Here is a 20,884-nt window from a genome sequence, read left to right as displayed (position 1 = left end):
GCAGAAAACGAAGCGAAGGGAGATGCTCTTGCGTCACTCGATCATCATCCATACGACTGACCCGGAGCTCTACCTTATTTTGCGTTACATGCTCGAGCAGGCCGGTCACGACGTCGGCCTGCTGCCGAACCTCGACATGTTTTTACCGGACGATAGCAAGACGCAGCCACAACGCCGCACAGTACTGATCTGCCTTGCAATGGACGATCTGCTCCGCGCAGCGATTCTTGTAAAGAAACAGCAGCCAGATATTCGACTTGTCGGCTTCCCGCTCGACTGTAGAATGATGGATGGCGTCCAATTGTCCATATTTGACTATGTGGTGAGGCGCCCATTTGACCCGGGCAACCTGCTTGACTTTCTCAAGTATGGCTTGCTGCGGAACACAACCGCACCAACCGATCCCAGCGTTTTTCTTGATGACGTGGAAATCAATGTTGCATCCGTCCGGGTGTGGCGCGGTGGTACGCCTATTAGTCTTTCGCCGTTGCATTTCAGAATACTGTTGTATCTTGCAAGAAACAAAGACAGGGTCGTTAGCCGTAACGACCTCATCCGGAATTGCTGGCCCGAAGACGCCGATGTCGAACCGCGTACGGTGGACATCCACATCGGCAAAATAAGACGGTCTTTGAACCGACACGGTCGCGACGTCATCTGTCAACGGCGGAGTAAAAACCGGCCATGGGGCGGAGCAAAAGTCGGCCACTATGGCGCCGGCCTGAGACGGCCGGGAGGGCGTAGCCCGAGCGGGGGTCTTAGGCCGGCGCGGCGATTTTTTGAGGGGAGTTTTAGCAGGCCTTTCGGGCGCGACTTTGAGCGAGACGATAGCTTTCGCCGTTCATCTCGAGGATGTTGACGTGGTGGGTGATGCGATCGAGCAGTGCGCCGGTGAGACGTTCGGACCCCAGTGTTTCCGTCCATTCGTCGAAAGGCAGATTGCTGGTGATCAGGGTGGCACCACGCTCGTAGCGTTGCGAGATCAGCTCGAACAGCAATTCCGCCCCGGTCTTTGATAGTGGCACAAATCCCAGCTCATCGATGATCAGCAGCTTGTAGGCGGCCATCTGCTTCTGGAACCGGAGCAGACGCCGCTCGTCACGCGCCTCCATCATCTCGCTGACCAGGGCCGCCGCCGTGGTGAAGCCGACGGACAGGCCCTTCTGGCAGGCGGCCAGGCCGAGACCGAGTGCGACATGCGTCTTTCCCGTGCCGCTCGGGCCCAGCGCAATGACGTTCTCGCGGCGCTCGATCCATTCGCAACGGGAAAGCTCTAGCACCTGCATCTTGTTCAGCTTGGGGATGGCTGTGAAGTCGAAGCTGTCGAGGCTTTTGACGACCGGGAACTTGGCCGCCTTGATCCGACGTTCGACCTTGCGGCGGTCCCGCTCGATCATCTCCCGTTCAGCAAGCCGGAACAGGTAGCCGACATGATCGACGCCTTCGGTGGCGCATAGCCGGGCCAGCTTCTGGTGCTCGCGCTGGAAGGTCGGCAGCTTGAGGGTTTTGAGATAGTGGCCAAGCAGGATCTCTGGCGCGTCGCTGCTCATGCCGCTTCTCCCGCATCAGATGACAGGAGGCGCATATACGCCTTTGCTGACGTCTTCTCGACAGTCGCCGTCGGCAGGTAGGGATAGATCGCCAGATCCAACCGCGGCGGCCGGCGCTCGACCCGGCACAGGATCAGATGCTTGACCGCATCGAAGCCGATCGCGCCGAGCTGTATCGCCTGCTTCACCGCTGCATGTAGATCGGCAAGGTCGAAGCTTTCCAGCAGGCGCAGAACCTGCACGTATTCTCGCCGCCCATGTTTGGCCATGCGGCCTTCCATCAGCCGGCGCAGCGTCGCGAACTCGTCTGGCAGATCCCAGCCCTGCAATGGAGCCGCCTGATCCAGAGAATTGATCTTCCGCTCGATCAGCGGCAGGTAATGGACGGGATCGAAGACGACGTCTTCCCGTTCCCAGCATCGCGGATGACGCGCGATGATCTCGCCGCGGCAGCCGATCACCACCTGATCGACATAGCCCCGGACCCAGACGTCCTGATGGCCGTAGGCGACCGGTACGGAATAGTCGTTCGTCTTGTAGCGCACCAGCGACTGGGCTGTCACAACAGCGCTGGCCTGGTCGCAGGCATCAAACGGCGACGCCGGCAAGGGACGCATGGCCGCAAGATCGCGCTGCAGCCGTTCGCCAATCGTCTCGCTCTCGCCCCGCAGCTTGTCGCGCTGGCGTTTGCGGCACTGCTCTTCCAGAAAAGCATTGAACGCATCCCATGTCGCAAACCGCGGGATCGGCACCATGAAGTTGCGTCGGGCATATCCGACAAGACCCTCGACATTCCCCTTGTCGTTGCCCTTTCCCGGCCGCCCATAGCGATCCCGGATCAGGTAGTGGGACAGGAAGCCGCTGAACAGCGCTGCCCGCTTGCGTGTGCCGTCGGGCAGGATCTTTGCGACAAGGCAACGGTCGTTGTCATAGACGATCGACTGCGGCACGGCCCCGAAGAACGCAAAGGCGTGGACATGACCATCCACCCAGGCTTCGGCCACTGCCGCCGGATAGGCACGCACATAACATCCGTCGCTATGAGGAAGATCCAGCACAAAGAAGCGAGCTTTCTGCTCGACGCCGCCGATCACCACCGTCGCCTCGCCGAAATCGGCCTGCGCATGGCCCGGTGGATGCGACAGCGGCACAAACACCTCCTGGCGGCGTTGATCCCGCTCGCGCATATAATCCTTGATGATCGTGTAGCCGCCGGTGAAGCCGCACTCGTCACGAAGCCGGTCGAACACCCGTTTGGCAGTATGCCGCTGCTTGCGCGGCATCACCATGTCAGCTTCCAGCCACTGCTCGATCGTCGAAACGAATGCATCCAGCTTCGGACGCCGGATCGGCGAACGTCGCTGATAGCCGGGCGGTGTCGAATACGACAGCATCTTGGCCACGCTGTCGCGCGATACGTTGAAATGCTTTGCTGCCTGACGCTGCGTCATCCCTTCGGAAACAGCCAGGCGAACCCTCAAATAAAGTTCCACGGTGTAGATCCCCTGTCCCTCCTGCGATCATTGCAGAAAGGAAATAGGTGGCCGGATTTTACTCCGCCCGCGGACGGACTATTCCGCCGCTACCGTGGCCGACTTTTCCACCGCCGCTCTCAGGACAGCTAACATTCTGCTTGTGGAGCCGTCCGTCGCCCTTAAAAGCTAAGGGCCGACGGGTGACCGCCTCACGGTCGTCTCAAGCAAAATTTGTATAAAATTATGATCGCGAACGACCCTTATGGCCAATCAAATGAACGAAACTTGACTATTCACCAATTTCAAGGCTAAATGCGCATAATTATGGTCATAAGCGCATCATCCGTCCACTCTGATGAACCTTCAGGTAACACGTGCCCCGTCAAAGAAGCTACTCCAGAGTCACGCATCTGGCACTCGCCATGCTCGGTAAACTGATCCGCGTCGGCCGCGCCGAGCGCGGCTTGACCGCGCAGGAACTGGCGGACCGCGCTGGCATCAGCCGTACCACCCTATCCAGCATCGAAAAAGGCGCGCCGGGCCCTGAGATCGGCATCGTCTTCGAGGTCGCTTCCATTGTCGGAGTGCGCCTGTTCGACTACGACGAGCGCAATCTCCAGATGCACAATGTCCGCCTCGACGAAAAACTGACCCTGCTTCCCAAAAGTGTCCGCCACACCGTGAAGAAGGTAGATGATGACTTCTAAGGCAGCCCCTACTGAAGCCTTCGTATGGATGTGGCTGCCAGGGGCAACAGAACCGGTGGTAGCCGGTCGCCTCGACCAGGACGGTGACCACCTGCTCTATACCTACGGTGCCAGCTACCGCCGCCGTAAGAGCGCCATTCCCATCTACGAGCCTGAACTCCCCCTGCGGGAAGGAGTCATCGCGCCCATCAACGGCCTGACCGTGGCCAGTTGCATTCGCGACGGCTCGCCGGATGCCTGGGGGCGCCGTGTTATCATCAACAGGCTGACGGGTAAGAAACCTGATGCTGCCGGCGTGCCCGAGATCAGCGAGCTGACCTTCTTGCTCCAATCAGGCTCCGACCGGATTGGCGCCCTCGATTTTCAGGCATCGGCCACAGAGTATACCCCGCGCCTTGCCGCACAAGCCTCGCTAGACGAGCTCATGGAAGCGGTCGCCCTCATCGAAAAAGGCGTCTCCCTGACCCCGGCACTCGACCAGGCCCTCAATCACGGCACGTCAATTGGCGGCGCACGCCCCAAGGCACTAATTGATAACGGCGCAAAAAAATATATCGCCAAATTCTCCGCAACCTCTGACACCTACAGCGTCGTGAAGGCTGAATTTATCGCGATGAAGCTTGCAGCGGCCTGCGGTCTCAACGCCGCGTCCGTGTCAATCACCCGCGCCGCCAATAAGGACGTGCTGCTTATTGAGCGCTTCGATCGTACGCACACAACAGATGGCTGGACGAGGCACGCCATGGTCTCGGCCCTGACTATGCTGGGTCTTGATGAAATGATGGCCCGCTATGCCTCATACGAAGACCTCGCCGAACTCGTCCGCCACCGCTTTACTGACCCCAAGGGCACGCTCAAGGAGCTCTACGGGCGGATTTGCTTCAACGTGCTGTGCGGCAATACCGACGACCATGCTCGCAACCACGCCGCCTTCTGGGACGGCAGGATGCTGACACTCACGCCGGCCTATGACATCTGCCCGCAGGGCCGCACCGGTAGTGAAGCCACGCAGGCCATGCTCATCAAAGGCGAGGACCGCGCCAGCACGCTCGCCACCTTGCTCGCTGCCGCGCCCGACTATCACCTGAAAGAGGCCGAAGCCGCCGCTCTGATCGAACACCAGATCACGACCATCGCCGAACATTGGCAAGAGGTTTGCGAGGATGCCGGACTGCCCCCCGTCGACCGCAATCTGTTTGCTGGACGTCAGTTTCTCAATGGCTACGCCCTCGAAGGCCTCGGTAATCACAAGCCAATGGAGGATACATTTCGCGCCGCACAGGCCACCCTAATAGTCGGCGGAGGTGCATAAACATGACAGCGCCCAGGCAGCTCAGAAAGTGCTGACTCGCGGACCGCAAAAGCGCTGATAAATCGGCATTTTTTGGAGCTTGTTGATCTAGTTGGAAATGTCGCTGGAGCGCGTGAGGGTATCGAACCCTCGCATCTCACTAGGGAAGGTGCTCGCCAAGGCTATGCTGGACAACGCTACCTTGATTAATATCGCGATTTTGGTTGCAAAATGTATCCGGCCCATCGCGAGTGGACTACGGTTGCAGCCAGACGATAGGGAGTTCCACACACGCCGTTTCCACTAGGCGGCCATAAAGAAAGGGCGGCTTCAGGCGGATTTCCTTCCGATGTGCAATAAGTTCTGGCCGTGCCCGCTGTGTCAAACAGGACGTTGATCGAAATACAGAGACTGCTTCGAAAGCCCAATGGGCCTAACTGTCTGACCATGAAATGCGGAAATTGCGCGTATTGGCCTCGAGAACTCGATGCCAGCATTAAAGGGATGACGCAGCGACGTTCTCCAAGGGACGCAGCGTGTTTCCGATAAGAAGCCTTGTCTTTTTACGATGCGCTTCGGGCGGTACGTGCGCAGATCGTCGCTGGCAATGCAGATCGTTGACCCGGCCCGATCAAGTTTTGCGCGGCTGGTTTTGCCGGCAACCGCGTCAAGAACGATAAGTTGGGGCCGCCTTTTCGATCCATATCATCTGGCGGATAGTCAGATGATATGCCGCTACGGAAAATGCTCTCATATCTCTTTGGCGACAACGGACCGGCTCGCTGCTCCTCGCCATGATTTGAACTCTCTCCAGCACGGGCTTCGTCCTTCACGCGCTGTTTTCTACGGGCGAACGGGTTCTAGACGGAATCGGGATTGGCAATAGTTAAGTTCTGCTGAGTGGGGCTAAGCCCGCAGCAGCCCGTCTCGGCGGGACCCCAACGCCGGCGTTTGCGTCGTATGAAAATTTCTGTTCAGCCATTCTTCTCCTTTCGGTTGATTGGTTTTAGCGGATAACGCTGCGGGCGCGTTCGAGGACACGCTGTTGGCGCTCTGCTACGATGTTCTGGCTTGCCTGCATGCGGACAACCTGCTGCAGCACCTTCAACTGTTCCCGCGTCGCCTCGAACGCGCGACGCTGAGCAGGCGAGACCCGATTGATAACATCCCTCTCTCCACGCAGGATGGCGTTGCGGCCGAAGCGATCGTCGAGCGCGCGGCTGGCGGTTGCAAATTCGTTACTAATGGCGGCATCAAGCGCGCCCGCTGCGACGTCGAGCCTACCGTTCTTTTCCTTCATCGCCGCCGACAGATTTCTCAGCGCGTCCTCCGCCGCCTGCGACAGCCCGGGAATGGCGATCGACATACACCGGCGCTCTTCCGAGACAGCGCGAACCTGCGTGTCCAAGGCGCCAACCCACGACATCCCGAGTGATCGAACGCGGCTTGCCACCTCCGCAATGGCTTGCAGAGCCTCTTTCCGCTCGCGGCCGGCTGCGAGCAATTTGTCCATGACACGGCCGGAGCCTCGCAACGCACCGTAGGCTGCGGGATCATTGGCAACAGCCATGGCGATCCGCTCGCCTGCAAAGCCCTTCAGGATCAGCTCCTCGATCTTTCCCACGGCACCTGCCGGATCGCGCCAGATACGCTCGGCTGCGCCAATAAGGGAAGTGCGATTTTGATGGTAGTGACGGACAGAGAGCGCCCTCTTCCGCGCTTCCTGGTCGATCGGGGTTTCGAATTCCGTTACAGCTGCAAGCATTGGCAGAACCCGCACCGTCTCTTGCCCCGGCACGACGCTTGCACCAGCGATGATCTTGGAGCGATCTTTCATTTCGGCAAGATGCTGTTCCTCTGCAAAGCCGCGCACGGCGGCAAATAAACGCCCGAGCTTTTCGCGACGATCCGGCGCAATATTCTCGGGCATCCGCTCGACCACGTTGCGCTCGGCGCTAGCGTCTGCCTTATCGGTAAATGCGGACCATCCGAAGCGGGCGGTGAGAGCGTCGTTGACCGCCTTCACCTCCTGAACAAGACGGCGATCGTGCGCAGCGTAGGTGAAGGCCGTCTTGTAGGCATCCTTGCCACCGCGCTCGCCCACGGCTTCGATTTCGGCAAGTCGCGCCATAGCCGGTTTCGAAAGTGCCGGAATCGACACCGACATACGGGCGCGACGTTGCTCCTCGCGAATGCCAAATCGTTCAACCTGCCGGCGGAACTCTGTGGCGTGGGCACGTGCCAGCGGCAGCAATTCCGACAACGCAGACACCGCCGCATCGCGTTCGGAGCGAGCCGCACGTCCATCAACCAAAAGATCCGATCCACGCAGACGGCCGAGACGCTGCGGCGAGGCTTTAAGATTCTCGGCAAGCTCGCGGGGCGCAATCCGCGCGTCGGAGGCAAGCGCGCTCAATCTGGCGAGCGCGCCTGCGGGATCGCGATAAATTTTTTGCAAAACCGGCCGAAGAATCGCTTCTCGCTCCTTCCAGCGGTCCGAGCTGAGCTGAGCGCGACGGGCATCTTCGTAAACCCCACGGGAAAACAATCTTGTCGGCGCAATCAGATATTGTCGATCAGTCGCAACTTGGGATGTGAGGGTTTCGGCACGTTCCTCATTATAGGAAAAGCGTTTTTCAAATTCGATCGCAAAACCGAGCGCCACGCTTGCCCGCTCCCAAAGCCTCGCCACCTGCTCGCGCTTCTGCGCCAGCCACGCCAGCTGCCGTCCCACCCCGTCCTCCAACCAGGCAGCGACCCCGGAAAGTGTCTCGATGCCGCGCCGGCGGGCAAAATCCCGGACGTACGCCCGGTAGCCGGCCTCGCTCTCGAAATCGAGGGTCGTCGTCTTGGCGCCGGAGCGGCCAAGACGCTGCACCAACCGCTTGAACAGCTCCGGCCGGTAGCTCTCCCGCTCGATGCGCTGCTGGCGAAGCTCTGCCGGTTCGATCTGTTTGGCAGTCCAGATGTTTCGATCAACTGTCCGCTTCTCGAACCTCTTCTCTCCGGTTTTCTTATCGATGACGGGTATCGTCACCGTCACCCGTTCGACGCCATCCTTTCGCAACGCCACCGTGTCACCTTCCGACACGCCGGCGTCCTCCAGGGCCTTCGGCAGGCTCACGCCCCAGAGGCGATGCACGATTCCGTCGTCCGTTTTCACATCGGCGTAGGGGCTTTGATCGGTATCCTCTTCCTGTTGCCGGAACGTCGCATTACCGGTTCCGACCAGCTCGCCCGTGACGCCGGCGGCATGATCAACTTGGGATCTTTTCCCCCATTCCGGCTCCGGCTCAAAGTCCTCGCGGGCAGCATAAAGATCGGCCCGATCGCGATGGCGCGTCATCGACACATAGGTCAGATGCTGATCCATCATGCCGGTTGCGAGCACGAAAGTCCTGTCGACAGTCGCGCCCTGGGACTTGTGAATGGTCGCGGCATAGCCGTGATCGACACTCCTATAGCTGTTTTCGCTGATGACGACATCCCGGCCATTATCGAGACGGACGGATAACAGCGGATCGCCGTACGGGCCGCCGGTAGAGACGACCGTGCCGAGCATGCCGTTCCTGACATATTGGGGGCCAAGCTTTCGCGCGCGCGGTTCAAGAAACCTTGCGTTTTCGAGGAAGATGATCCGGTCGCCACCGGCGAACTCCCGTACGCCTCGCGCGGTCTGGAATTCACGAGAGACGGTCAGTGTGCCTTCATTTTTCATGACGTTGCGCAGCGCTGCATTGGGTCGCTTCACGTCGTGATTTGTATGGGCGAGAACGAGCAGCTCGTCACCATGCAAGCGGACAGGCTGTCCTTGATCTGCATTTTTCTGGATGAGGTCGCGGCGAGCGCTCGTCCAGTCGGTAACGATGCGGTCCACAGCTTCATCCCGGCTCTCCATCTCGACGATATGGCCCCGCTGCGCATAAGCGTCGAGCCCATCCTCGACCTTACCTCGGGCGAAAAAACGGGAGGCCTCCCGTGCCCACTCTTCACGCTGGCGCCTCACGCCGGCAAGTTCGGCAGACCCAATCCGCTCGGAAATGGCCCGGAAGGCGGCACCGGCCTGGATCGGCTGCAGCTGCATCGCGTCACCAACGAGAACCACCTTGGCTCCGGCCTCCTCGGCGCGCCTCAGCACACGTGCCATCTGCTGCGACGAGACCATGCCGGCTTCATCGATGACAAAGATGTCCCGCCGATCCAGCAGATCTCGTCCGTTCTCCCAAGCCATTTCCCACGAAGCGAGCGTGCGCGATCTGATGCCGGAACTGCCCTCCAGCCCTTCGGCAGCCTTTCCGGCAAGCGCCGCCCCGAAGACGCGGAGACTGTCGCTCTCCCACGCGGCGCGCCCCGCGGCAAGCAGTGTCGATTTGCCGGCACCGGCAAGCCCGACCACAGCCGCAATGCCATTGTCGCCGGCGATGTGATGGATGGCCTCCACCTGCTCGCGATCGAGCCTGAAGCGGTTTTCCGGATCGGCGGTTTCTATGGCTTCGACGGCCGCGGCAATTTTCGCTACCGCGACGCCGAAGCCCTTGCGCCGGGCCAGAGCGTCCGCCGACTGCGCCATGTCGTATTCGGTGCGCAGGATATCGCGTGTGGTGAAGACCGCAGCTTGGGCCAATCTGCCGGTCTGCGGGTCGGCCTGTTGCGGCTTCAACAGCACGAGATCATCTGAGGCCATCAGCTTGGCGCGTAATTTGGCGAAATCGGCGGGGTCCTCTACATAGCGGTGCAGAGCTTTGGCGATGTCACGCTCATCGAAGGTGGAACGCTCGTTGCCAAGTTGTTTCAACAGCAGGCCCGGATCAGTCAGAAGCCGGTCGGCCATCTCCTGCCGGCGTGCGAGATCAGCCGGCGCGAAATAAGGCTCGATCCCTTTTCGGGCGAGCGCTGCCTTCTCCGGCCCAAGATGTTTCTGGGCAATCCCATCGAGCCCCTGTTCGGCGTAGGAGCGCCCGTCGAGGCGGATATCGTGGCCGGCAAGCGCCAAATGCCGATTGGTCGTTTCAGCCCAGGCGATTTTCCAGGCCTTCATGGTCTCTTTATCGCCGGCCCAAACCTTGTAAACGATTTTGCCTTTCGGTCGGCCAGGTGTGACGACCCGCAACGGCTCGCCGTCGGTGCCAAGCACCGGCAATTTCTTCGGCCCGAAGCCATCGTCCGTCAGAGGTCGAAGCGCGGTCATCAGGTGGATGTGCGGGTTGCCATCCTTATCGTGGTAAACCCAGTCGCCGATCATGCCCTTGGAAGTCAGATTGTCCCGGACGAACTCGCGCACCAGGGCGATGTTCTCTGATCGGGACAGCTCTTCCGGAAGCGCGATGATCAATTCGCGAGCAAGCTGCGCGTCTGCACGCGTCTCGAAAGCGTCAACTGCGTTCCAAATAGACTCGCTGGCCGCAGCGACGCTCTTTCCATCGATAGCCGTGCGCAGCCAGACCGGTATCTGGTCCGGCAACGCAAGTTCCTCATGCTTCAGTTCGGCCACCCCGCCGCGATAGCTGAATGATGTGCCGGCCTGCTCGTCCATCATCCGGGCACGGTGACGATAGGCGGCGGCGGAAACGATGCTACGTCCACCTCCCCTGCTGATCACCTGCGCTCTGACGAACATGATCGCCACTGAAATCTCCAGACCTTCCAGGCACGTCGCACCAGCGACGTATATTGCGCCCTCAAATCGATCGGTCCGACAAGACCGATGCCGCTTTTCCAAAAGTAGGACCAGCTGGGATTTCCAACATCGACTTTTGGGGCTTGTGCACGGTAGCGTTTTTTACTATCTTTTTCTAGTTAGTTAAATGGCGATATGCATGTCCAGAAAGGTCGCGGGGTACATCTTCATGACAACAAAAACGGCATTGACGGATATTGATGCTCAAATCGAAAAGCTTCGGACGAAAAGAAAAACTTTGATAGCTAAATCAGCCGATCGTTTTGCGCGTGCGGCGGCGAAGTCGGGATTGGCAGAGATGGAGATCGCCGACGAGGAGGTCGATCGCATGTTCGAAGAGATCGCGTTGCGATTTCACAACGGCGAAAAGACGCAATCTGCTGGCGCACCGGCTTCGCTGCGTGGACAGGGAAGTGGCGGGTCTGGAGCGGAAACGGAGGTTCCTCATGACAGCTGATCGAAAGAGGGAGGCAAGAGAAAGGTTTCTGCTTGGCGGCATTGTGGTGCGCGCGGGCCTGTCGAACGCCGATCGGGCTTTCCTGCTTGGTGGACTTCTCGAAATGAAGCGGCTGGTGCCGGGGACACCTGAACATCGGCGTCTGTGCGATATCGGGGAGCTGGCCTTCAGAGCCGCGGCATTCGACGGCGGGTTAGAACGCTTTGAAAAGGCGCCGGAATGAAGGGAAAGGCCAAACGCCATCCAAGCCTGTTGCTTATGATCGTTCCCATCGTCGTCACCGGTTTTACCTTTTACATCGCCCACTGGCGCTGGCCTGAACTGGCAAGCGGCATTACTGGCAAGCCGCAATACTGGTTCCTTCGGGCGTCACCGTTACCGGTCCTTTTGTTCGGGCCGCTGGCTGGATTACTGGCGGTCTGGGCGCTGCCCCTTCATCTGCGAAGGCCCGTAGCATTGGCAAGCTTTTTCAGCTTTGTCCTGATGGCAGGCTTTTACGGGTTGCGCGAATTCGGGCGCCTTCAGCCGCTTGTAAAGAGCGGTGTGCTAACCTGGGATCGGGCGATGTCATACGTCGACATGATTGCGGTCTTTGGCGCAGCGATGGGGTTCATGGCAGTCGCGGTCGCGGCGCGCATCTCCAGCGTCGTGCCCGAACAGGTGACGCGCGCCAGGCGAGGAACATTCGGAGATGCCGACTGGCTGCCGATGTCGGCAGCGGCACGGCTGTTTCCCGATGACGGCGAGATTGTCATCGGTGAGCGCTACAGGGTCGACAAGGAGCTCGTCCATGAGCTGCCGTTCGATCCGAACGATCCTGCCACCTGGGGACGTGGCGGTAGATCGCCCCTGCTCACCTATGCCCAGGATTTTGATTCGACCCATATGCTTTTCTTCGCCGGTTCTGGGGGCTTCAAGACCACCAGCAACGTCGTGCCGACGGCACTCAGATATAGGGGACCGCTCATTTGCCTGGATCCGTCCACAGAAGTGGGCCCGATGGTCGTTGACCACCGCAGAGAGAAACTCGACCGAGAGGTCGTTGTACTCGATCCGGCAAATCCGGTCACGGGATTTAACGTGCTGGAGGGGATAGAGCATTCAAGAAAACAGGAAGAGGACATCGTCGCCATCGCACACATGTTGCTCTCGGAAAGCTTGCGTTTTGAGAGCTCTACCGGATCCTATTTCCAGAACCAGGCGCACAATCTTCTGACCGGGCTGTTGGCGCATGTCATGCTGTCACCGGAATTTGCTGGTCGGCGAAATTTGCGGAGCCTTCGCCAGATCGTCTCCGAGCCTGAGACATCGGTGCGCGCCATGTTGCGCGACGTCCAGGAACACTCCGGGTCTACCTTCATCCGCGAAACCCTCGGCGTCTTTGTGAACATGACCGAGCAGACTTTCTCAGGCGTCTACTCGACGGCATCGAAAGATACGCAATGGCTGTCGCTTGACAATTACGCGGCACTCGTTTGCGGCAACACGTTCAAAGCGAGCGAGATTGCCGTTGGAAAGAAAGACGTCTTCCTCAACATTCCGGCGTCGATCCTGCGGTCCTATCCCGGTATTGGACGAGTGATCATCGGCTCGCTGATCAACGCGATGATCGAGGCAGATGGCGCGTTCACGAGACGGGCGCTGTTCATATTGGACGAGGTCGATCTGCTTGGCTACATGCGGGTGCTTGAAGAGGCGCGCGACCGCGGTCGCAAGTATGGTGTAAGCATGATGATGATGTACCAGTCCGTCGGCCAGCTGGAGCGGCACTTCGGAAAAGACGGTGCGGTGTCGTGGATCGACGGCTGCGCCTTTGCAAGCTACGCGGCGATCAAGGCACTCGATACCGCGCGCAACGTTTCAGCCCAATGCGGGGAGATGACTGTCGAAGTCAGGGGCAGTTCTCGCAATCTGGGCTGGAATACGAAGAACAGCGCATCCCGCTCGGAAAACATCACATTTCAGCGCCGGCCTTTGATCATGCCCCACGAAATCACACAATCGATGCGCAAGGACGAGCAAATCATTATCGTCCCGGGCCACAGTCCAATCCGCTGCGGGCGGGCAATCTATTTCAGACGAAAGGACATGGATATGCAGGCCAGGCCCAACCGGTTTGCCAAGCTGAGGCGCTGACGGTTCAGGTCAGCCTTGTCGACCGCTTTCTATACCTGCTGGTCAGTTCGTTACCATTATCAGCGCCAGTGACGTCGACCACCTTTCGCGCACAACTGGCCATCTGATTTACCGCTTTGCTCGCTCGGCAATCGTCACTGGCATTTTTAACATCGCCTATCCCTTCGCAATTGTTGGGCACTGCCGAATTGGCAATAGGCATCCATCACAGAAATGAATCGAAGAAGAGCTTTCGATTCATAAGTCTCGTTGGACCAAATCGAGAGCATCGCCGATCATGCGCGCATGGGCACACATCATTATCAGCTTTATTGCCAGAGGATCGACGCCAGCAGGAACATGGCCAGATATTACACGCTTGCGATCCGGCCAACCCTTTTTGGAGAAATAGCCGTGGTGCGAAGTTGGGGAAGGATCGGCAAGGCCGGCGGAGAAATGACCGAGGTCTTCAGCAATGAGAAAGACGCGATATCGCGCTTTCTTGAACTGTTGCTCAAGAAGCGGAAGAGGGGCTATCAACCGGCAACAATCTGTGGAAATCCCGGCAAGACCGTCTCTCTGGGGGCATCACCCCACCACAACGTGATGATCGACTGAGAAGGTTTCCCCTTGTTTAACGAGGAAACCGTCATGACCACAACCGATGAAATCGCTGACATGATCGCGTCCGAACAGAACCTGCCCAATGCCCAGGCGAAAGCGATCGTCGAAACCATCTTTGCTTCGGTCGCGGCGGCAGCCACGTCGGGAGCCGAAACATCACCCCGGCTTAGGCAAGTTTAAGATCAAGGATACCCTGACAGAGAGGTGCGCAATCCGGCGACCGGCGCCACCATCAAGGTTGCCGCTGCGAAGACGCTTACATTCCCAAGCGCAAAAGCGCTGAAAGATTTGCTGAATAACTAATCCGCGTCGCGACAAGCGGTTTCGCCAAACCTGCTCCCGGCGCAGCGTCGTCAGCGCTGCCTGCCTCATGCTCGAAGCTAATCGTCATATGGATGGCGATCTGGCAGTGGCGGCGGCTCTGGGGCTGTATGCCGCCCTCAAAAGGGCGGCACGGCGTCTACGGAACAGTCCCGCTCTGCCATTCGGCAGCAGATGCGGGCGTTGACTGGGTGAGGGAGCTGCCGCACGTCCCATGAAACAGGCTGCGGCATTGAGGCCCTGGCGCTTGGGGCGACGGCCCTCTTTTCTTTTGTGCGGCATGCCAAACCTTAGACCCGTTGGCGCTGGCGTTGACGTTCAACTTGACCGCAAAATAAGTAAATGTAGTGTCATTCCATCACAGAAGGTGACTTGCATGCATTCGTTTTGTCGCGGAATAGCTAGTTTGGTGCTTCTCGCAACAGCCGGATGCGCTGGGGCAAATTATGCCATGAACGATTTTAACGGTATCGATCCCGTCGCGTGGCAAAGCCCCATGAGTGGATTGACATTCCGGATATTCGATAAGCCCCAAGAAACCCGCCTCTTGATTGCCAAAGACTCAGGAGAAACGAAGCTGCAAGACGGCATCGCGAATCCTGCACCGATCGCAACAGATACGTCCCCCGCATCGTATGAGAGTGCGACAATCGAGTGGCTCAAGACGACCGGACGTACATGCATGACAAAATCAACCTTCCTGAACGCCGAGTTCCAGTACGAGATCCGATACTCATGCGAAGGCCCCTTCCCGGCGGCGCCAGTAAAACCAGCACCCTGGTAATCCAGTTGTTACAAATTCGATGGCACGGTTCTTATTAGTAAGCTTTGTGCAAGCTTGTAGTGGCAATATTTTTCCAACGACACGAATGCCAAGAACAGGCATCTGAGAATGCAGCGGCGTTGCAAATAACGCTTAAGCGTGAGCCCGTCACCCCGCCAGGTGACGGGCTCTTTTGTTTTCACCTCGACCCATTCGATCCCATTGGCTTAGGCCAGATCGCCATCGAAGCTTGCATCACGATCATCGTCGGCTGCTTTATGTTCCTGTCTTTCGCCGCAATCATGATCGCGGCGATCATGAGTTGATCTAACGAAATCTCTGCTTATGGGCTCCGGGTGACGAGTTAACTAGAGAGCACAGGCCGCGAAGCGCTTTGATAAAGTATCCGATTATGCCGAACTCATCGCAATGGTTCACCTGCATCTCGGCGGCTTCGCAACGCCTCCTCTTGAACCGGAAGCCCAACAAGCAATGGTTTCCGCGTGGAGCCCCCGATCCCGACGCGATCATGCTTCCCTATCATTCGACGGGTGCCATCTGTCAGGAACTGCCGAGTTTGTTTGTCTCTCCGCCGATCGGGAAAGTGCTGACCAGCCTGTTTTTCTACGCACTTTATCCGGTGGTTTGGCTAACGATCGCAGCTCTCGTCTATGGCTACGATATCGACAGCAAGCGCGATCGTGGGGACGACCGAGTTTCTCGCGCTTTATCCCGTTGGGAAGCTTTGCCAAAATCCATCCGCGATTTCGCTTCGCACTTTATCTCCGGCACGCTGAAGCGGTATCGCGCGCTTGCCGAAGGGATCGGTCTTGCGCTGAACTCCGGCGTTGCCTTGGTCGTGGTTGCCGTTATCGTCTATCGGCTATTGGACTGGGGAGCGGCCTGGACCTGGTATGAGCTCACGCAGCTCATCGGCCCGCATGAACTGCCGCTTTGGCAGATCATTGCGCAAGTCATCTCGCCGTTCATCGGCACGCCAAGCGATCCCGGCGAAGGCCTGCTCATTACGCCGGTCAAGATGTGCCTTCTGGCCGCCACGCTCGAAGTCGGTTTCAGCCAGGGACGGGAGTGGCGAGGGCGACAACAGAACGAGCACACCGCGTGATGTCAGTTAAGCTTGAGTGGAAAGCCGATCGCTTTCGGTCGCGAGGCTGCGACGCTCAGTCTAACAGATAGGAACGGAACTGCGTTGGTGGGAACCACGAACTTCTCCTCGATCAAGGCTGCGTGGTCTTGACGTGGCGGCGTCAGTGAGGTGATCCCACAACCACTGACTGGAGTTACTTTCGGGTCAAGGTCGCGGCTGATGTCGTTCGAAAGGCTGACATCGAGCGGCAACCAGCGGCGTCCCACGCTGTCCGTCAGACTGACCTCGCATTGTCCCCAGTCTTCTCCGATGTCGCGAGTGGCAGTCGCTTCCATCCGAACGATGATAAGCCGCATCTGGCCGGGAAAACGTACTAGTGTATCCCGGCCATCGCCGATCAGACGAACCTTATCGAGTTGCCATCGGGCGCCGGCGTAATCGAGTTGGTCAGCGCCTTGCGCGATATCGGTCTCTATACGATGTCTGTAATCAGCGGCATTGCGCCACGCATTTATTGCGACCGCAGCAGCGACGAGAACAGGCAGGCTGGCAACTGACAGCCACCACATTCTTCTTTCGCGGTTAGATACCATCCTTGCCAATCTCCAGTTTTTCGCGCGGAGCAAGGTTAAGGTTGTCGTTCTCGAGCGAGACGCGGACCTGATCCTTCAACTGCGGATCGAACTGCTCGGACAGGAGAAGTTTCATGCCTTGCGTTTCGTCTTCGGGAAGCTCGAACACGAAAACGCCAGTCGTTGGCAGTCCTGGCTGCAAAATTTTCGCCGAGAGTAAATCTGGAGCCTCTCCTGCCCTGTGTGACTGGCGATACATGCGGCCCGTCCCGCCGACCAAGGTCGCCGCACGTATCGGCATAGTTTTCGGAAAAGCGTGCAGTTCGGCGCTGACAACGACCCAGACACCTGAGCTTTGCAGATCAGTTGGCCGCCCAAATCGTTGAAAAGCGATCGTCCGGGCTTTTACGACGCTTTTGATCTTCACGCTGAATGTCGTGCTCGAAACTGTCTCGCTCTGGCGGCCGGATTTCATGATCGGCCCGGTCAGCATGGCATAAGGCGGCGTCGTCGCCTGCAAGGCTGCAAGGATCACGAAACTTACGAGTAGCCCCACCCCCAGCAAGACTGATCGCATCATGGCAATATCCCCTGCCCCGGATTCGCGAGAGGCAATCTTATCTCCGCGACGCTCCCCGACAGAAACCAGCCAGGTGCGGCGTATAAATTATCTCGAGGTTTGAAGACCGCGCCCTCGACCCGAAGCTGCAAGGAATAAGGCAGCGTTTGGGAATCGGAAACTTCCCACACTGCTGTCACGGCTTCTGGCATCCGTGGATGCAGATCCCATAGGATGGCCCGATCACGCTTGAGGTAATATTGTGGTCTGGCCGCATCGGAGACGTTGGTAATCTTGATCAGGTCGGCGTAGAGGTTAGAGCTTTCCGAAGAGACGTTCTCCAGTATCATATCGAGGGCAATAGCTTTTTTGCCTGGTGATATTTTGCCGCCATTTGGCATGACCGTAACAATGGAGCCAGCGGTGACGGACACCTTCCAGCGCCCGGCTCCGACGGGTGTAGAGACCTCCACCTGCGGTACGATTTCAGATTCCCGCTTCTCATAGAGGGAATAGCCGAGCGAGACGGTCGCAGCCAACAAGCCGCCTGCTCCGGCGAGAAGCTTGGCAAGCCGCCCCTTGGGCTTCTGACGTAGTATCGGTCGCTTCAAATTATCAATTCCATCATTCGAGCGCGAAAATAGCAAAACAATGCTTCGGTTTCGACCGGCTAGGTGACATTCACCCGAAACATAATCGCGGCAGCTGAACCATAAGGATTTAGGAGCGGTCAAAGGATCAAGACTATTTCGCCGCATGGGCTTGCATGAATTTGTTTGTCTCCACCGGAACGCTGACAAACCACGGCCGAGTTCATGGGATCAGGACGTCATGGCAGCCGAGGTTGTACGCATGAACCCTAATCTTTCACCCCAGACCAAAATCGGATGTCGCGCACGTCCTGTCCACATATGTCGTCGACCCGCATTTGGGCGGTGAATGATAGCAGTGCTACATGGCGAATTCGACAGCCCCCCGGCTGTAGCAACGTCCCATAGAAGCTCCAAACTCTTGAAGGAAAGACACCCAGATTACCACTGTCGTAATCTAGACCGTTCGAAAACTGCACAAAGTAGCGGAAGCCGGACTGCTCAATCGCCGCGGGCGGAGGAAATTCTGGCGTCGTTAGGTTGCAGCCAGACGTCCAGGACGCACCATCCCCGATGTCGATGAAAAGAGATCAACAGGAGAGCTTCAGGACGCGAGATCCTTCCCAGCGAGTTTTGAGAGCGCCCCTCAGAACGGTGGCTCCGCATCGACGCGGCCGTCTAGCTCGGCAGTCGCCCACGTTAGTTCAGCCTTAGCGAGATCAAGCTCGGCCTCAATCAGGCGGCGTTCGGAAAAATCGACAGCGTTGCGCAATTCGGCACGAAGTTCTTCGATCTGGCATTCGAGTTCGTAGGTCATCTTCTGATCTCCTATGTGAAAGACGATCAGCGGCGCCGGGTAGGGAATGACGTCGTCAGGGATCGCCGAAGCGACCGGCAGAGCCGGGAAGTGGGAGAGCCGATTCCGTGTTGGCGGCTCCGCTGCCAGTTCGAAATTGGGGGTACCGCTTATCCTTGACGTCGGCACTCCCGTGGGCATCACCATCGGGTACTGAGCAGGTTCCTTTCCCTCCGTGGCTACCCGAAAAGCCGGACCCGGCTCGATGCCGGGTCCGGCTTGAAATCTCGGAGAGAAGAGAAGGCTCCGCCGGTGGCAGAGCCTCGTGATGTCGATCAGTCCCGGTTCGGGCGGGACCAGATGAGCTGGAGCCCGTCCTCGCCTTCCACCTCGGCGAGCGTTGCGTAGATCGGAGCCGGGAAGCTCGGATCGTCGAGCTTGACCGAGAGGTAGTCGCGGCCTTGCTCGGAGGTCTTCTGCCAGGCGGCGCCCAGCTCGACGCTGCCGGCGTAGACGCGGAACTGTGGGCCCTTGTCGGAGGGGTTCTCGACCCGGGCGATGCGGGCCTTGACGTTGAGGGCGAGGGTGCGGATGGAGCCGGTGAAGCCGTTTTCGGTGGAGGTGAAGGTGCCGATGGTTGCCATTGTCGTATTCCTTTTCGTGTGTTCGGGCCGCGCCCATCGCGGCCTCGATGGCAGTCGCAAAGACCGGTGACGATCGGACCGCACCTGATAAGGCCGGAACGCAGTGGAGGGCGGCAACTACCAACTTTGTTAGTTGGAGAGGAATGGCGGCGCAGCCGGCAGGGGTAAGAAAATTGGTCGTGGCCGTTGCGGGAAGACGATCGAGGCGCAGCCGGTCTCCGGTCAGACATGCCTCATCGAGCCCGCGGATGGGTTGCCGGAAACTCTGGCGAGAAGGAATATGGCGATGGCGTTCCGCCGCGTTCACCCTGGTGCGAATGGCATTCCGCGCCACGCACGCTTGGACCGATCTCATCGTCTGCTTCATCAGGGGAGAAGGGTTTCAGCTAACATTGGCCCGCTTGCTGACTGCGCCCGGTGCGATATCGTGCGCTCTCGAATCGCTGCCTGGAGGATCAATGCGTCAGCAGACCAAGCCGTTCATCGTCGAACGCAAACCGTCCCGCAAACCCAAACCCGACACTACACAACCGTCGATCTGGGGAAGGCTGGATGCTGACATTGCACAAGGTCTCAAGAACCAACATGATGCGGATCCCGCGGCCGCCACCGGTGGTGACGACCGCGCTTGAAATTCAGGCCGCAGCTTTCACATCCGTTTCCGGCTGCAGCGAATGCAGAAAGCTCACAGCGCGTTGCGCCTGGGCCGCCGCCTGAAAAATCGCCCGCTTGTCGTTGGCCAGAACCGACAACCACGACTGCAGGTAAGAAGCGTGATCCGGGCGCGGCTCGAATTCCGGCGCGATACCGAGATCGGCGCAGAGGAAACAGCTGCCGAGCTCGGCAATAAGTTCTTCCCGTGCCCGGCCTGTTCGGTCTTTCGCATAGCGCGACAAATTTCGTCCAACCCGATGCTCCGCTGCCGTCCAGTGGGTCGCCTCATGGCTGAGGACAGCTGCGTAGCCGGCAGCATCGCGAAACGCCTCGAACGGAGGCATCTGGATATAATCCATGACCGGGGAATAGTAGGCTTGGTGGCCGCCATGCCGAATGACCGCACCCGTATTGCGGAAGAAGCGATCGGCGCTCTCGATGCGTTCGACCGGGTCAAGGACCTTGGCGGGCGGCGCATAATAGCTGTCGGGCAAACCGTCGATTTGCTCGACGTTGAACACCGAATAGGCCTTCAGAAACGGGATCTCCCGGTCGACCTCGTTACCATTTCCGTCCGCTTGGGACTTGGTGAAACGGCTGGCGAAAACGACGGTCGAGCCGGTTTCGCCCTTGCGCACGGCCCCTCCCAGCTCGAGCGCCTGCTTGAACGTCATCCACATCGGCGAGGCGAAGCCACGTGACATCTGCTCCGACCACAGGAGGAGCACGTTCATGCCTGAATAAGGAAGGCCGTTATGGCGCAGCGGCCGGCTAATACGGCCACCGATGTTGGCGGCGCTCCACGGCTTCATCCAGGGACGGACGCCCTTTTCAAGATCCTCAACGATCCGATCGGTGATCCGCGTGTAGATGTCCGCACGGTCCGATCCTGATTTCTTTGCCATGACTTCTCTCTCCTTTTCTTAAGGCCGCGCCGATCGCGGTCCGTCACGGAGGTCCGAAGTCAGGGGCCGATGGTGT

20 protein-coding genes and 1 pseudogene are annotated in these 20,884 nt (G+C 58.7%); 12 read left to right on the top strand and 9 right to left on the bottom strand.

Going from position 1 to position 20,884, the window contains the following annotated elements; all coding sequences use genetic code 11:
* The first annotated feature begins 28 nt into the window (after positions 1–28).
* Complete coding sequence (locus AGR2A_RS26430) at positions 29–859, top strand: winged helix-turn-helix transcriptional regulator (protein WP_286079599.1); 831 nt, start codon at positions 29–31, stop codon at positions 857–859.
* Here AGR2A_RS26430 and istB read toward each other — a convergent pair.
* Entirely contained in the window at positions 792–1,550 is a 759-nt protein-coding gene (gene istB / locus AGR2A_RS26425; RefSeq protein ID WP_035226016.1) for an IS21-like element helper ATPase IstB, read from the bottom strand. The two genes, AGR2A_RS26430 and istB, sit on opposite strands and share 68 nt — an antisense overlap.
* The gene (gene istA, locus AGR2A_RS26420; protein WP_035226019.1) at positions 1,547–3,043 is read right to left on the bottom strand and encodes an IS21 family transposase; all 1,497 of its coding nucleotides are present in this window, start codon (positions 3,041–3,043) and stop codon (positions 1,547–1,549) included. The genes istB and istA overlap by 4 nt, the downstream gene beginning before the upstream one ends.
* A 404-nt stretch (positions 3,044–3,447) precedes the next feature.
* Here istA and AGR2A_RS26415 point away from each other — a divergent pair, with 404 nt between their 5' ends.
* Both AGR2A_RS26415 and AGR2A_RS26410 read left to right on the top strand, forming a co-directional pair.
* Positions 3,448–3,732 (top strand): helix-turn-helix transcriptional regulator, encoded by a 285-nt coding sequence (locus tag AGR2A_RS26415; protein ID WP_072495286.1) that lies wholly within the window; start codon positions 3,448–3,450, stop codon positions 3,730–3,732.
* Positions 3,722–5,044 carry a type II toxin-antitoxin system HipA family toxin gene (locus tag AGR2A_RS26410; protein WP_072495367.1) on the top strand — a complete coding sequence of 441 codons (1,323 nt, stop codon included), beginning with the start codon at positions 3,722–3,724 and terminating at the stop codon, positions 5,042–5,044. Before AGR2A_RS26415 ends, AGR2A_RS26410 begins: the two co-directional genes overlap by 11 nt.
* Positions 5,045–6,029: 985 nt before the next feature.
* Here AGR2A_RS26410 and traA read toward each other — a convergent pair.
* Positions 6,030–10,649 carry a Ti-type conjugative transfer relaxase TraA gene (gene traA, locus AGR2A_RS26400; protein WP_072495288.1) on the bottom strand — a complete coding sequence of 1,540 codons (4,620 nt, stop codon included), beginning with the start codon at positions 10,647–10,649 and terminating at the stop codon, positions 6,030–6,032.
* 220 nt (positions 10,650–10,869) lie between these two features.
* Between traA and AGR2A_RS26395 the strand changes: the two genes are divergently transcribed.
* From AGR2A_RS26395 to AGR2A_RS26360, 8 genes and pseudogenes are all read left to right on the top strand, one after another.
* Positions 10,870–11,157: a TraC family protein gene (locus tag AGR2A_RS26395; RefSeq protein WP_072495368.1), complete on the top strand. Its 288-nt coding sequence runs from the start codon at positions 10,870–10,872 to the stop codon at positions 11,155–11,157.
* Positions 11,147–11,380, top strand: a complete 234-nt coding sequence (locus tag AGR2A_RS26390; RefSeq protein ID WP_072495289.1) for a conjugal transfer protein TraD — start codon at positions 11,147–11,149, stop codon at positions 11,378–11,380. The genes AGR2A_RS26395 and AGR2A_RS26390 overlap by 11 nt, the downstream gene beginning before the upstream one ends.
* On the top strand, positions 11,377–13,293 hold the full coding sequence (gene traG, locus AGR2A_RS26385) for a Ti-type conjugative transfer system protein TraG (protein WP_072495290.1): 1,917 nt from the start codon (positions 11,377–11,379) through the stop codon (positions 13,291–13,293). Before AGR2A_RS26390 ends, traG begins: the two co-directional genes overlap by 4 nt.
* A 285-nt stretch (positions 13,294–13,578) precedes the next feature.
* The gene (locus AGR2A_RS26380; protein ID WP_072495369.1) at positions 13,579–13,890 is read left to right on the top strand and encodes a WGR domain-containing protein; all 312 of its coding nucleotides are present in this window, start codon (positions 13,579–13,581) and stop codon (positions 13,888–13,890) included.
* 33 nt (positions 13,891–13,923) lie between these two features.
* Positions 13,924–14,199 (top strand): annotated as a pseudogene (locus AGR2A_RS26375) (HU family DNA-binding protein).
* 469 nt (positions 14,200–14,668) lie between these two features.
* A complete protein-coding gene (locus AGR2A_RS26370; RefSeq protein ID WP_072495291.1) occupies positions 14,669–15,001 on the top strand; it encodes a hypothetical protein in 333 nt (110 codons plus the stop codon).
* Between the two features lie 59 nt (positions 15,002–15,060).
* Positions 15,061–15,306, top strand: coding sequence for a hypothetical protein (locus AGR2A_RS26365; protein ID WP_137040252.1), 246 nt, complete (start codon positions 15,061–15,063; stop codon positions 15,304–15,306).
* A gap of 86 nt (positions 15,307–15,392) precedes the next feature.
* Positions 15,393–16,106, top strand: a complete 714-nt coding sequence (locus tag AGR2A_RS26360; protein WP_072495292.1) for a hypothetical protein — start codon at positions 15,393–15,395, stop codon at positions 16,104–16,106.
* Positions 16,107–16,108: 2 nt separating this feature from the next.
* On the opposite strand, the gene AGR2A_RS26355 is transcribed toward AGR2A_RS26360, so the two are convergent.
* The 5 genes from AGR2A_RS26355 to AGR2A_RS26335 all read right to left on the bottom strand — a co-directional run bounded on the left by AGR2A_RS26355 (position 16,109) and on the right by AGR2A_RS26335 (position 19,249).
* Complete coding sequence (locus AGR2A_RS26355) at positions 16,109–16,681, bottom strand: hypothetical protein (RefSeq protein ID WP_139786418.1); 573 nt, start codon at positions 16,679–16,681, stop codon at positions 16,109–16,111.
* A complete protein-coding gene (locus AGR2A_RS26350; protein WP_072495294.1) occupies positions 16,671–17,240 on the bottom strand; it encodes a hypothetical protein in 570 nt (189 codons plus the stop codon). Before AGR2A_RS26350 ends, AGR2A_RS26355 begins: the two co-directional genes overlap by 11 nt.
* Positions 17,237–17,830, bottom strand: coding sequence for a hypothetical protein (locus tag AGR2A_RS26345; protein ID WP_072495295.1), 594 nt, complete (start codon positions 17,828–17,830; stop codon positions 17,237–17,239). The genes AGR2A_RS26350 and AGR2A_RS26345 overlap by 4 nt, the downstream gene beginning before the upstream one ends.
* A gap of 625 nt (positions 17,831–18,455) precedes the next feature.
* Entirely contained in the window at positions 18,456–18,626 is a 171-nt protein-coding gene (locus AGR2A_RS29805; protein WP_167378252.1) for a hypothetical protein, read from the bottom strand.
* Between the two features lie 314 nt (positions 18,627–18,940).
* A complete protein-coding gene (locus AGR2A_RS26335) occupies positions 18,941–19,249 on the bottom strand; it encodes a DUF736 domain-containing protein (RefSeq protein ID WP_018326263.1) in 309 nt (102 codons plus the stop codon).
* A gap of 458 nt (positions 19,250–19,707) precedes the next feature.
* Here AGR2A_RS26335 and AGR2A_RS29800 point away from each other — a divergent pair, with 458 nt between their 5' ends.
* Entirely contained in the window at positions 19,708–19,881 is a 174-nt protein-coding gene (locus AGR2A_RS29800; protein ID WP_167378250.1) for a hypothetical protein, read from the top strand.
* A gap of 3 nt (positions 19,882–19,884) precedes the next feature.
* On the opposite strand, the gene AGR2A_RS26330 is transcribed toward AGR2A_RS29800, so the two are convergent.
* Entirely contained in the window at positions 19,885–20,808 is a 924-nt protein-coding gene (locus AGR2A_RS26330; protein WP_072495297.1) for an ArdC family protein, read from the bottom strand.
* Positions 20,809–20,884: the final 76 nt, after the last annotated feature.

The sequence above is a fragment of the Agrobacterium genomosp. 2 str. CFBP 5494 genome (assembly GCF_900013495.1).
Lineage (GTDB): Bacteria > Pseudomonadota > Alphaproteobacteria > Rhizobiales > Rhizobiaceae > Agrobacterium > Agrobacterium pusense.
Note: the sequence above shows the minus strand (reverse complement) of the source record. Positions and strands in the feature narration are given on the sequence as shown.